General features: G+C 64.5%; 14 protein-coding genes. 5 read left to right on the top strand and 9 right to left on the bottom strand.

Annotated elements, in window-relative coordinates; genetic code table 11:
* Nucleotides 1-35 precede the first annotated feature (35 nt).
* Both HT051_RS12115 and HT051_RS12110 read left to right on the top strand, forming a co-directional pair.
* Nucleotides 36-227: a DUF2892 domain-containing protein gene (locus HT051_RS12115; RefSeq protein WP_174542271.1), complete on the top strand. Its 192-nt coding sequence runs from the start codon at nt 36-38 to the stop codon at nt 225-227.
* A gap of 90 nt (nt 228-317) precedes the next feature.
* Nucleotides 318-2,420: an adenylate/guanylate cyclase domain-containing protein gene (locus HT051_RS12110; RefSeq protein WP_174542270.1), complete on the top strand. Its 2,103-nt coding sequence runs from the start codon at nt 318-320 to the stop codon at nt 2,418-2,420.
* Between the two features lie 83 nt (nt 2,421-2,503).
* Here the strand turns inward: HT051_RS12110 and efeO (HT051_RS12105) are convergent, their stop codons facing one another.
* The 9 genes from efeO (HT051_RS12105) to HT051_RS12065 form a co-directional block, all read right to left on the bottom strand.
* Complete coding sequence (efeO, locus tag HT051_RS12105) at nt 2,504-3,331, bottom strand: iron uptake system protein EfeO (protein ID WP_174542269.1); 828 nt, start codon at nt 3,329-3,331, stop codon at nt 2,504-2,506.
* A gap of 2 nt (nt 3,332-3,333) precedes the next feature.
* Complete coding sequence (efeB, locus tag HT051_RS12100; protein WP_174542268.1) at nt 3,334-4,686, bottom strand: iron uptake transporter deferrochelatase/peroxidase subunit; 1,353 nt, start codon at nt 4,684-4,686, stop codon at nt 3,334-3,336.
* A 14-nt stretch (nt 4,687-4,700) separates the two neighbouring features.
* Nucleotides 4,701-5,873, bottom strand: a complete 1,173-nt coding sequence (efeO, locus tag HT051_RS12095; RefSeq protein ID WP_174542267.1) for an iron uptake system protein EfeO — start codon at nt 5,871-5,873, stop codon at nt 4,701-4,703.
* 25 nt (nt 5,874-5,898) lie between these two features.
* The gene (gene efeU, locus HT051_RS12090; protein ID WP_174542266.1) at nt 5,899-6,747 is read right to left on the bottom strand and encodes an iron uptake transporter permease EfeU; all 849 of its coding nucleotides are present in this window, start codon (nt 6,745-6,747) and stop codon (nt 5,899-5,901) included.
* Between the two features lie 243 nt (nt 6,748-6,990).
* Nucleotides 6,991-7,605, bottom strand: a complete 615-nt coding sequence (locus HT051_RS12085) for a hypothetical protein (protein ID WP_174542265.1) — start codon at nt 7,603-7,605, stop codon at nt 6,991-6,993.
* Complete coding sequence (locus tag HT051_RS12080) at nt 7,571-7,849, bottom strand: FeoC-like transcriptional regulator (protein WP_174542264.1); 279 nt, start codon at nt 7,847-7,849, stop codon at nt 7,571-7,573. The genes HT051_RS12085 and HT051_RS12080 overlap by 35 nt, the downstream gene beginning before the upstream one ends.
* A gap of 46 nt (nt 7,850-7,895) precedes the next feature.
* On the bottom strand, nt 7,896-10,226 hold the full coding sequence (gene feoB, locus HT051_RS12075; protein WP_174542263.1) for a Fe(2+) transporter permease subunit FeoB: 2,331 nt from the start codon (nt 10,224-10,226) through the stop codon (nt 7,896-7,898).
* The gene (locus HT051_RS12070; protein WP_174542262.1) at nt 10,223-10,480 is read right to left on the bottom strand and encodes a FeoA family protein; all 258 of its coding nucleotides are present in this window, start codon (nt 10,478-10,480) and stop codon (nt 10,223-10,225) included. The genes feoB and HT051_RS12070 overlap by 4 nt, the downstream gene beginning before the upstream one ends.
* Nucleotides 10,481-10,484: 4 nt before the next feature.
* Nucleotides 10,485-10,739, bottom strand: a complete 255-nt coding sequence (locus HT051_RS12065; RefSeq protein ID WP_174542261.1) for a FeoA family protein — start codon at nt 10,737-10,739, stop codon at nt 10,485-10,487.
* A 186-nt stretch (nt 10,740-10,925) separates the two neighbouring features.
* On the opposite strand from HT051_RS12065, the gene HT051_RS12060 reads away from it, so the two are divergent.
* The 3 genes from HT051_RS12060 to HT051_RS12050 are packed head-to-tail and all read left to right on the top strand — an operon-like array spanning nt 10,926 to nt 12,426.
* Entirely contained in the window at nt 10,926-11,588 is a 663-nt protein-coding gene (locus tag HT051_RS12060) for a hypothetical protein (RefSeq protein ID WP_174542260.1), read from the top strand.
* Nucleotides 11,585-11,947 (top strand): hypothetical protein, encoded by a 363-nt coding sequence (locus HT051_RS12055; RefSeq protein WP_174542259.1) that lies wholly within the window; start codon nt 11,585-11,587, stop codon nt 11,945-11,947. The genes HT051_RS12060 and HT051_RS12055 overlap by 4 nt, the downstream gene beginning before the upstream one ends.
* Before the next feature lie 56 nt (nt 11,948-12,003).
* Nucleotides 12,004-12,426, top strand: coding sequence for a hypothetical protein (locus tag HT051_RS12050; RefSeq protein WP_174542258.1), 423 nt, complete (start codon nt 12,004-12,006; stop codon nt 12,424-12,426).
* Nucleotides 12,427-12,438: the final 12 nt, after the last annotated feature.

Genomic DNA, 12,438 nt, shown 5'->3' with positions numbered 1-12,438 from the left:
ATGCTATGATTCCTATATCTTTGGAGGAGAAAACGATGACCAAGAATGTAGGTCCCGTCGATCGGGGTGTGCGCATCGTGGTCGGGCTGATCCTGGTCGCCCTGGTGTTCGTCGGGCCGCAGACGCCCTGGGGCTGGATCGGTCTGATCCCGCTTATCACCGGCCTGATCGGCTGGTGCCCGGCTTATGGGATTTTCGGCATCAACACCTGCAAGAGCGCAAGCTAAGGCTCGCTGCTTGCCGCGCAGATCGCGCACCTCGCCTCGGTGAGCGCCCCGATATAGACTGCCGGCGGAATTGTCGGGAGGGCGTGCCGGGTGCCGCGTATCACCATTCGTTTCGCGTTGATCGCGCTGCTGCTGGCGGCCATCGTCCCCACTGCGACCGGAATCGGCGTCTCCGCCTATCTCAACTCCCGCGCCACGGTGGAGCTGCTTTGGCAGGACCTCGCCGACGAGATGATCGAGGATGCCCGGCAGAAGGCGCTCCGCTATGTCGAGGCCGGCACCGCCCAGCTCCGCATGAGCCGCCTGCTGACTGACGAAGGCCTGATCGATCCCGCCGACCGGCCGGCGCTGCTCGACTATCTCTATCTCTGTCTGCTCGGCCATCCCAACGTCACCTGGTGCTCCTGGGGCGGGGCGGACGGCGCCTATATCTCTGCCTATCGCGAGCCCAGTGGCGGCCTGCGCCTGACCCGCCGCGAACAGGAAGCAGACGGCACCCGCTATCGCGATTATCGCGTCCGGCGCGGCGGCAGCCATCGGCTGATCCTCGATGAAATCGGCGATTTCGATTCCCGCAAGCGGCCCTGGTGGCCGATAGCCGAAGCGGCCAGGGCGCCCGCTTGGTCGGAGCCGTTCCTATTTGCCTCCCGCCGCCAGCCCGGTGTGGTGCTGGTGCAGCGTCAGGAGGGCGAAGACGGCAAGATGACCGGCGCCTGGCTGGTGGAATATGAGCTCAGCGCCGTCGCCCGTTTCTTGCGCGGCATCAAGCAATCGGCGGAGATCGACGGCGGGCCGCAATCCCACGCCAATGTCTATATCGTCTCCGGCAAGGGGATGGTGATTGGCCATCCCGGTGGCGAGACGGCGCGCGACCGGAACGGTGCGCCGGAGCTGATCCCGGCCATCGAGCATCCCGACCGCAAGCTCGCCACCGCCTATGCCAAGGCGGAAGCGGCGGGCCTGGGCACCCGGCAGCATTTCAGCTTCTCAGTCGGCGATAAGCCCTTTCTCGCCGTCACCGCCCCCTTCACCGAGAACGGCAAGCCGGACTGGACCGTGATCGTCGCCGTGCCGGCAAAGGCGCTGCTCGGCCCGATCTACGACAACAACCGCGCCGCCGCCTGGATCGCCGGTCTCGTGGCCCTGGCGAGCGTGCTGCTCGGCGTCCTCATCGCCGAACGCCTGGTCTATGCCTTGCGCGGCATTGCCGGCGATCTCGACCAGATCGGCCGCCTCGATTTCAGCCAGCCCCGCGGCGAACAGCGAAGCCGCATCCGCGAGATCGCCGCCATGCTGGATGCGCGCGACCGCATGACCGGCGGGCTTCGCTCCTTCGCCAAATACGTGCCTGCCGGGCTGGTGCGCGAGCTGATGCAGCGCGGGCAGGTGGCCGAGCTTGGCGGCGAGACTCGCGAACTGACCGTCTACTTCTCCGATATCGTCGATTTCACCGCGCTCGCCGAGAAGCTCACCCCGGACGAGCTGGTCGATCAGATCGGCGACTACTTCACCGCCATGAGCGGGGTGATCCGCGCCGAGCAGGGCACCGTCGACAAGTTCATCGGCGATGCCATCATGGCCTTTTGGGGCGCACCGCTTGAAGTGGCCGATCATGCGCTCGCCGCCTGCACAGCGGCGCTCCGCTGCCAGACCCGGCTCGCCGCGCTTCAGACCGAATGGGAGATCGAGGGCCGTGCCGGCTTCGCCGCCCGCATCGGCATCAATACCGGCGAGGTGCTGGTCGGCAATATCGGCTCCGACGAGCGCATGAACTACACGGTGATGGGCGATCCGGTGAATGTCGCCAGCCGTGTCGAGCAGCTCTGCAAGCGCTATGCCCTGGGCATCATCATCGGCCAGCGCACCCGCGAACTTGCCGGTACGGCTATCGTCGCCCGCCCGCTGGACAAGATCGCCGTGAAGGGCAGGGAGGAGGGCATCCTCGTCTACGAGCTGCTGGCGCTGCGCGATGAGGCGAGCGACGATCAGATCCGCATCGCCGCGCTGGGAGAGGAGGCCATGGCCGCCTATCTCGCCCGCGATTTTAAGGCCGCCGCCGAGACCTGCGAGACGCTGCTCGCCTTGCTACCCGGCGATGTCGCCGCCAGGGAGCTGAAAGCCCGTTGCGAGAATCTGGCCGAAGCCGGCCCGCCCGCCGATTGGGACGGCGTGCTGACCATGACCGAGAAATAGCCCCGCGCGAAAAAAGGCAAAACAAACCCCGGCCCGAATATCCCGGGCCGGGGTGAGATTGCAGTCTCGTTTTGGCGTGGCGCCTAGTCGAGGCCGAGCTTGCCGCGCAAGGTGGAGAGATCCTCCGCCAGCGTATTGACCCGGGCCGAGAGCACCGTGCGGTCCTCGTCGGTCAGCTCCTCGTAGCTCACGAAGCCGTCGTCGGTCTTGTACTTCGCCAGGGTCTCGTCGACATCGCCGAAATTCTCCTCGACCTTGGCGACGAACTCCGGATCGTCCTCGACGATCAGCGGCTTCACCAGGATGAAGATCTTCTTCGAGCCGGCGAAATTGGCGTCGAAATCCCACAGATCGGTGTGGCTGTAGCGGTCTTCCTCGCCGGAGATCTTGGTCGCCGCCACTTCCTCCATCAGCACCGCCGCGCCGCCGACAACCTTCTCGGGCGGGAAGGTGAGATCGTTGATGCGCTTATCCAGATCGGTGACATCGGCCAGCAGCTTGTCGGCGATCTCGTCCAGCCCGTCCGTGGTGTCTTTCTCCCACAGCACATATTCGATCTTGTGGAAGCCGGTGAAATCCGGGTCCTGCTCGGCCTTCTCGTAATCGTCGGCGCGGGCGTCGATCGACACGTCGAGATCGGAGAACAGTTCGGCGATCGGCTCGATCTTCTCGTAAGAGGTGCGGGTCGGGCCGAACAGCGATTTGGCCTTCTCCACGTCGCCATCCTTGATCGCGGCGACGAACGCGGTGGTGTCTTTCACCAGCTGTTTGGTGTTCTCGGCGACATAGATCTTATAGTCGGCGAGCGGCTCGACCAGCTCCAGGGTGATGTCTTCTTGTTTCGCGTTAGCGCTCCCGACGCCGATCGCGAATGCTAAGGCGGCGACGCTCAGCGCCTTCCATGCATGCATGGTTAAAGTCCTTCTGCTGCTTGCTGTGAGGGTTCCGATCGAATGGCTTCGATCAGGGTACGTCCCAGATAGTCATCCCGGTCCCGTGCGCCGGGCAGAACGAAGAAATACCCGCCGCCGATCGGCTTGATGTATTCCTCCAGCGGCTCGCCATTGAGCCGGCTCTGCACGGCAAGAAAGCCTTCCATCAAATCCGCCTGGTAGACGATGAACAGCAGCCCCTGGTCGAGCTGGCCCGATTTGGTGAAGCCGTTCGAATAGTTGAAGGGCCGCCGCAGAATGAGATTCTTCTGCGATTTCGCGGTGCGCGGATTGGCCAGCCGGATATGCGAATCCAGCGGCGTCTTCTTGCCGTCCGGATCCTTGGCATAGTCGGGAACGGCGAACTCGGTCTTGCCGCCGTCCAGCGGCGCACCGCTGTCCTTCTTGCGTCCGAAGATCAGCTCCTGCTCGCCCAGCGGGGTGCGGTCCCAGCGCTCCACGAAATTGCGGATGATGCGGACCGCCTGATAGCTGCCGCCCATCGCCCAGTCCGGCTCGCCGTTGTCTTCCGTCACCCAGACGATGCGGTCCATCTCCTTAGCATCGGTGGAGTTCGGATTGGCCGAGCCGTCATGGAAGCCCAGGAAATTCCGGGCCGTCCCATGCTCGCCGCCGGCGCTGGCCTGGACCACCGGCACATTGCCTTCCTGCATCCAGTGCAGCACCAGATATTCTGGCATGTTCTTCATGATGTCGCGCAAGGCATGGATGCAGGTGTCCTGCAGATTGGCGCAGAGCTGCAGCGCCAGATCGCCATGACAGATCTCGCTATCCAGCGCGTCGTTGGGAAACTCGGCCATGCGGATCAGCTGCTTCGGCTTCAGTTCGCGCAGCCAGGGCCGCTTGTCGAACAGCGAGGCGCCAAGCGAGACTGTCACCGTCAGCTTGTCCGGCTCGATGACCGGGCCGAGAATGCCGGAATCCGCCGGCGGCAATTTCGGATTGAGCTCCGGCACCTCGCCGCCCTGGGTCAGGAAGGCGATCCGGGCGGTCAGCTCGCGGAACAGCGCCTCCAGATCCTCCGGATCGTCGGCGATCACGTTGAACGAGGCGACGATGCCGTTGGCCGGGCGCGGCGTGACGATGCCGGCCTGATGCTCGCCATGGAACGGCACCCGCTGCTTCACCGTTTTGCCGGCGATCGGCGCCTCGGCGACCTGGCCTTGCCCGGCCTCCTCTTCGGTGCTTTTGGCGAAAGCCTGGCCGGGCGCAAGCGCGGTGCCGGCGGCAAGGCCGATCCCGCCTAGAAGCACCTGGCGACGGTTCGCCGAGACGGTCTCGTCCTGCGGCGTGGCTTGCTGGGATTTCTTCATCGGCTTCTCTTCTCTCATGAGCTCACCTGGATCGCGTCGGTGAGCTTCTGCAATGCGGCGGCCAAGCTCTGGAACGATTGGCTCAGCTTCTCCCGCGTCTTGGCGTCGACCTCGTCATAGGAGACGAAGCCGTCTTGCGTTTTCAGCGCATCCAGCTCGGCGGTGACTTGCTGCAGCGCCGCGTCGATCTCGGCGGCGACCTGCGGCGCGTGCGGCTCCAGCACCGGTTTCAGAACGTCCGTGGTTTTTCGGATGCCTTCGACATTGGCCGCGATGTCGTCGAGATCGGTATGGGCGTAGCGGTTCTCGCCCGCCTCGATCCGCCCATGGGCAAGCTGTTCGGCGATCGTGGCGCCGCTATCGGTCAGCATCGCCGTCGAAGGCTTCATGCTGCGCAAGCGGTCCTTCAGCGTGGTGACGTCGGCCACCAGCTTGTCGGCGACCGGCGCAAGCCCCTCCAGGCTCTGCTCTTGGAACAGCCCGTATTCGATGCGGTGATAACCGGTGAAGGCAGCGTCCGCCTCGCGCTTCTCCAGATAATCGGCCACCGGATCGATGGCGTTCTCCAGATCGGCGAAGCGATAGGCGAGCTGCTCCAGCCGCTTATAGGGCAGGCGGGCCGGCACATAGAGCGCCTGCGCCTTTTCAAGGTCGCCCTCATCGATCGCCGCCGCCAGGGCTTCGGCGCCCGCCACCATTTCGGCGCTCTGCAGCGCCACATAGACCTTGTATTCGGAGAGCGGGCCGAGCAGGGCGCGCAAGCTCGGACCGGAGGCGGTTTCCGCCTCTTCCGACGGCGTCACCGTCAGCGTCCCGCGCGGGTTGGACAGCAGCCCGCAGGTGATCTCGTATTCGCCGGGGACAAGCCGCGCCGTCATGGTCGACTTGAAGCCGGGCGCGATATTCTCCCGCTCCTCGACCACCATCACACCGTCGAGGATTTCCCATTCCACCGGACGGTCGGAGCTGTTGAGGATGCGGAAGCTGCGCTTGCCGGCCGGTACGGTGAGCGCATTGGGCTCGCAGGCCTTGGCGGTGACCGTCACCTCGTAGAAATCGCCGGCCTCCTGCTTGGAGCCCTGATTGGCCTGCGATGCGAAATAGAAGGCAGCGCCGCCGGCAATCGCCAGCAAGGCAGCGCCGGCCACGGCGAAACGCATCGAATGGGAGGGGGCGGGTTCGGTCATTGTCTTCTCATGCCGGGAAACGCGCTCACGCCAAGGAGCGCCGCTCGGCCTGGGGCGGGGCGGCTTTGGCCGTCTCGACCGGCCGCAGGAACAGGTAGAGGGTCACGCCGAGGAAGACGACATAGATGATCGCCTGGCCGAGCGTCGGCGCCTCCTCGTAATTGAACAGGCCGGACAGGATCGTGCCGGGCAGACTGGAGACCGGCAGCACGCCGCTCAGGTCGTAGACCCGGGTTTGCAGATGGTTCCACAGCCCCGCCTCGTGCAGCGCGCCGAGGCTGCTGGATAGAAGCCCGGCGGCGACGATCAGAATGAACACGCCGGTCCAGCGGAAGAAGTGGCGCAGGTTCAGATGGATGCCGCCGATATAGAGCCCGTAGCCGAGCACCGCGGCGACCAGCAATCCGGCCAGCGCGCCCAGCGGCGCGGCCGGGCCGCTGCTCTGCTGGAAAATGGCCAAAAGGAAGAAGATCGATTCCAGCCCTTCGCGGGCGACGGCGAAGAACACCATGCCGGTCAGCGCCCAGCCCTGGGCCGAGGTGGAGGACAGCGCATGATCGATGGAATCGTGCAGCGTGGCCTTCATATTCTTGGCGGCGCTGCGCATCCAGAACACCATCGAGACCAGAATCGCTACGGCGATCAGCCCGACAATGGCTTCGAACAGCTCTTGCGCCTTTTGCGGGAATTCCGCGCTGATCAGTTGCAGCCCGGCCCCGACGAAAAGCGACAGGGCGAGCGCCAAAAAGATGCCGACCCACACAGCAGGCATCCAGGCCATACGTCCCGTTTGTTTGAGATAGGCGGCGACAATCCCTGTAATCAGGGCAGCCTCCAACCCCTCTCTCAGCATGATCAGAAATGGGGCCAGCACTCTCGGTTCCTCCGCACGTCATTCCGATTAGAAAACGTGACTTAGAAAGTCAATGTTGGAGAAGTCCCGGATTTCCAAGGTTTTTTAGACTGAATCTAAGGTGGGCAGAGTCAGCGTTCGATACAGCCCTAAATATGGACTCGTTCAGTCAGGTTTGAAAGGGCGGTGCAATGTCCCGCTGCACATCTCCGCTTTTCCCCGCTGCGGGCGGGGATGGCGATAGGCGCGGCTGGCAGGGAGGCTTCAGACGCCGGTTTTGACACGCGCTGCGTCGCGCGAAGAGCGGGACGCACAATCGGCGGACAGCAGCACCAAATCGCGTCCATAGGCATGGTCTTGCGGGGTGCCGGCGCCACGCGAAGCGAGAAACACCTCGATGCCGATATAGAGGAAGTGCGGGTTCTGCCAGACCACATGCGGAATATAGGTCCAGACCACCGGGCGCAGCGCCACCGAAGCGCTCAGTTCGCGTTCCGGCGCATCGTGCGCCACGATCTGCACCAGCCGGACATCCTTGAACGCGCCGGCGCGTTCCGTTTGCGGCGCGACTGCCGCCTCCGCGCAAGCGAGAAAGCGCTCGTCGTGGCAATAGATATCGGCGCAGCGTCCCCGCGCATTCAGCCCCGAATGGATGTCGATCACGGGGCCCGTGCGCCGGCCGATATTCTGCAGCACCTGGTGGTACATCTCGGCATGGCGGATGCGGTAGTGGAATTGCTCATCCGGGGTCGGGTTGTCGTTATCGAGACCCTGCTCGACACGAAGAATGTCGCAGCGGCCCTCAAGCAGCGCCGCCACATGTTCGCCGAAGGCGAGCTCGTCCCTATGAACGCCGATCAGGAGAAGCGGCTTTTCCATTTCCGGTGCCATCGAGCCATTGATACATCTCGAAGCAGCTCGCGCAGCATGCCCCACAGGCGCCGCCATGGGGGCAGGCCTGGCAGGTGCTTCCGAAATCGAGCCGCTTCAGCTTTCCCTTGCGGATCCAGTGATCGAGCATGCCGCGCAAGGCATCTGGCTCCACGCGGTAATGGGCCGTCAGGTCCATCATGCTGACCGGCGTATGGCTTTCCAGATAGCTCTTCAGATCCAGCAACAACATTGGTCTGTATCCCGTTCGTCTCCGGACGATCCGGGCTCTGCAGGCTTCAGACGCCGGGGATAATCACCGGTCGCGAATGCTCATTGTGTTTGCCGTAGTACCACATCCCCAGAACCACGGCGGCGAACAGCGCGATCAGCCCGCCGATCCACCAGGCCGAGTAGGCCGGGTGCCGGGCGAAGGTCGCCGCCTGATAGAACAGCACCGCCGCGCTATAGCCGAGCAGGGTGGTCCACAGGCTGATGAAGATCGCCCAGCCGCGGCCGGTCTCCCGGTAGACCGCGGCGATGGCCGCCGCGCACGGCATGTAAAGCAGCACCATGAGCAGATAGGCGAAGGCGCCCACCTTGCCGTCGAACAGGCTCGCCATCGAGCCGAAGATGCCGACGCTCACCCCTTGCTCCTCGGCAGCGAGGCTCGGCGAGTCGATATCGCCGACATCGAGGCCGAGCGGGTCCGGCGCCATGCCGAACGCATCGCGCAAATTCGGCCCGATGCTGGCGAAGGCGGCGCCGATGCCGCCCCAGAAATCGAACGCCTCGTCCCCCTCATCGGAGCCGGGCTCGGCGTCCGCCGCCATGCTGCCATAGAGCGTGTTGAGCGTGCCGACCACGGTCTCCTTGGCCAGGATGCCGGTGAACACGCCGACCGTCGCCGGCCAGTTGTCTTCCTTGATGCCCATGGGCTCGAACAGCGGCACCAGCCCGCGGCCGATCTCCGACAGCACCGAGTTTTCGGTGTCCTCGTTGCCGAAGCTGCCATCGGCACCCCAGGAGTTCAGAAAGGCGATCACCACCACCATGCCGACGATCACCTTGCCGGCGCGGAGCACGAAGCTGCGCAAGCGGTCCCAGGTGCGCAGCAAAATGCCCTTGAGAGTTGGGATGTGATAGGGCGGCAGCTCCATCACGAAGGGCGAGGTCTCGCCCCGCAGCAGCGTGTGCTTGAGGATCAGACCCGTAAGGATCGCGGCGAAAATCCCGATCAGATACAGCGCGAACACCAGGTTCTGCCCGCCGACGGGAAAGAACGCGGCAGCGAACAGCGCATAGACCGGCAGCCGCGCCCCGCAGGACATGAACGGCGCCATCATCACGGTCATGGTGCGGTCGCGCTGGTTCTCCAGCGTCCTGGCCGCCATGATTGCCGGCACGTTGCAGCCGAAGCCGACGATCAGCGGTACGAAGGATTTTCCGGGCAGCCCGATCATCCGCATTAGCCGGTCCATGACGAAGGCGGCGCGGGCCATATAGCCCGAATCCTCCAGGATCGAGAGGAACAGGAACAGCCCGGCGATGACGGGGACGAAGGTCGCCACCGTCTGAATGCCGCCGCCGACGCCGGTGGCGAGCAGCGTGACCAGCCAGTCTGGCGTGCCGATGCTTTCCAGCACATGGCCGAACCCGTCGACGAAGAGGGTCGCCGCGGCAATGTCGAAGAAATCGATGAAGGCGCCGGCGATGTTGATGGTGAACATGAACATCGCGTACATGACCAAGAGGAAGATCGGGATGCCGAGCATGCGGTTGAGGACGATCCGGTCGAGCTTGTCGGAGACCGTCTTCTTCAGCTCGGTGGTCCGGCGAACCGTGCTCGACGTCACGCCGTTGACGAAGTCGTAGCGCCCGCTGGCGATCAGCGTGTCGACATCGGCGCCGAGCGTCTCTTCCAGCGTCTCGCTGTGCTTGGCGGCTAGCGCTGCCGCCTTCTCGTCCACGTGGTCGGCGGCGATCTCGTCCCCTTCCAAGAGCTTGATTGCCAGCCAACGGGGCGAGCCGCCTGTTGCCGCTTCGGCGATATGCGGCATCACCTCGGCGATGGCCGCTTCGATCTCCGGATTGTAGACGATAGCCGCATGAGCCGAGGCCTGCTCCCGGGCCGCGTGGATAATCTCCGCCTTCAGCGCCTCGATGCCCTTTTCCGCCGAGGCGACGATCGGCACCACCGGACAGCCCAGGCGCTTCGACAGCGCATCGATATCGATGTCGATATGCCGGGACTTGGCGATATCGACCATGTTGAGCGCCACCACGAGCCGAACGCCCATCTCCAGCAATTGCGAGGTGAGATAGAGATTGCGCTCGATATTGGAGGCATCGACGATATTGACCACCAGCCGGGAGTCGCTGGAGGCGACGTAGTCGCGGGCAATCTGCTCGTCGAGGGACACAGTGCCGGCGGCCCCGTCCAGGGAATAGACCCCCGGCAGGTCCACCACCTCGATCTGCTGGCCGCGATAGGGGAACGTCCCGACCTTTTTCTCAACTGTCACGCCGGGCCAGTTACCGACCCGCTGCTGGGTGCCGGTCAGGGCGTTGAAAAGGGTGGTCTTGCCGCAATTGGGATTGCCGACGATCGCAATGCTCGTCTCGGTCATGGTGCGAGCCTTTCGATCTTCAGCGCATCGGCCTCGTCCTTGCGCAGGCTAAGCGAGAAGCCGCGCACCTTGATCTCCACAGGGTCGCCGAGCGGCGCCACACGCACGACCGTGATCTCCGCACCCGGCGTCAGACCCATCGCCAGCAGCTTTTGCCGGTAATGTTTGGTGCCTTCCTTGAAGCCGATCACCGATGCCCGCTCGCCGACCGCAAGGCTGCGAAGTCCGTCCCCGCTGCGAAGTCCGTCGCCCATGCCCCTACACCTTCTCTGCTTCCCTGACCGGCGTGACGAAGACCTTCTGCGTCACCTCCAGGCCTAGCGCCAAACGCGCATCGTCGATCGCCACGACCATCGGCCCGTCCGCCTGGCGCTGGGTGACGGTGAGCTCTTTGCCGACCACGACCCCGAGATCCACCAGGCGCTTTTGGACCGCCGCATCGCCAACGACTGCAACCACGGTGACCCGCTCTTCCGCGGCGACCATGGCCAGCGGCAATTTCTCGACACTCATTCGTTCCGCACTCAGCGTTCTATGAACGGTTAGGAAATTAGTATGAAACCGCTGCGCCTAGATGTGGACAAAGAAAGTCATATTTTCTATCTCAAGAGAGGGAAAGCAGTCAAAGTGCGCTTCCTGCGGGAGTTTTGCGCATTTTGGCAGACTTGCATGCCAAGCGCGGCAATGAGTGGATAGAGCATGGATGGCAAGGCTGGGCCGAAGCAGCCCACCCCCGAGCAGCAGCAAGCCGGCGGCGGCGCTGGCAGCTATGACGACCCCAATGCGGGCCAGATGCAGGGCGAAGGCGAAATCCCTTGCGGCTGGTATTATTTCGGTCCCGAACCGCCGGTGATCCCGGCTTACGGCAACGGCCCCCAGTACCAGGGCGGCGGCGCCGGCATGGATGCGGGGCAAACCGGCGGACCCGGCGCGGGACAAGCGGCCGGCCATGATGCCGGGCAAAGCGCTGGGCAAGGCGCTGGGTACGGTCCCGGCGGCAATGCTTTCGGACAAGGCTCGCAAGGACAAGGCTCGCAAGGACAAGGCGGGCCAGGACACGGCGGCCAAAGCCCCGGCTACGACGAGAACGCCGCCCATAAGGAGGCTTTCGAGCGCCTCTCGCGCGGCAATGTCGATGCCGAGACCATCGCCAAGCTGCTTTCTCTCGACGAGCGGGATTTTTGGAAAGGCGCCCTGGTCGGTGCCGGTGCGGCACTGCTCGCCACAAATCTTCCCGCCCTCAAGGCAATGCTGGCGGGCGCTCTTGCCGCCGCAACCCCGGACAAGGGCGGCCAATCCGAACAGCCCGAACCCGATAAAGACAAACCTGTCGAGCCTGCAGCCAAGGAGAACGAGACGTGACCTTTCCAAGCCATGTGCAGAACTACGCTTACGGCGGTGCGGCAATCCCTGCCGGTCCCATGCTGGTGCGTTCGGCCGCGGCCGGCGCCATGATTGCCGGCGGCTGGACCGCGGTGACGGATTTGCGCCGCATGCGCGACGACGAGATCTCCCGCGACGAGGCCATCAAGCACACGCTGTGCAACACCGCTTTCGGTGCCGGCGCCGGTGTGCTGCTCGGCAGCGCGGCGCATCTTGCCCGCAATTATCCGCTGGCCGGCGTCGCCGTGGTGCTCGCGGCCGGGTCCGGCGCGCTCTATCTGGCGGGCCAGAAGAAGGCCAAGGCCGAAAACGGCGAGGAGCCCGGCAAGGCCGAGTAGCCGCGGCAAAGCCTCGAAGAACCGACAATGCGCATAAGCGAAAAAGGAATAGAGCGATGAACCCCTATATGTTCCCCGGCAATGGGGGCGCTATGCCCAACGGTCCGCGGGGCGGCCCGCAAGGCCCTCAGGCGCCGCAAGGCCACGCCCAGATGCATTACGGCCCCATGCCGGGTTCAATGCCTGGCCCGATGCCCGGACCGGCCGGCTACTACGCCTATACGCCCGGTCCCGGCTGGGCTCCGGCCGGCAACGGACAGGCGCCGGCGCAGGGCGTCACCGGCCTGATCAACAATCGTTTCGTCACCGGCCTGCTGGTGGGCGGCGCGCTGACCTATGTGCTGACCAACGAGGCGGTGCAGCACGCGGCCATCCGCGGCATCACCCAGCTCTGGCTCGGCATCCAGGGCGGCTTGGAGGAGACCAAGGAGCGCTTCCGCGACGCCGAGTCCGAGATCAAAGCGGAGCACGAGGAGTAGCCTCGTAACGGC

The sequence above is a fragment of the Methyloligella sp. GL2 genome, assembly GCF_013341275.1.
GTDB lineage: Bacteria > Pseudomonadota > Alphaproteobacteria > Rhizobiales > Methyloligellaceae > Methyloligella.
This window is presented reverse-complemented; position numbering and strand designations above follow the sequence as displayed.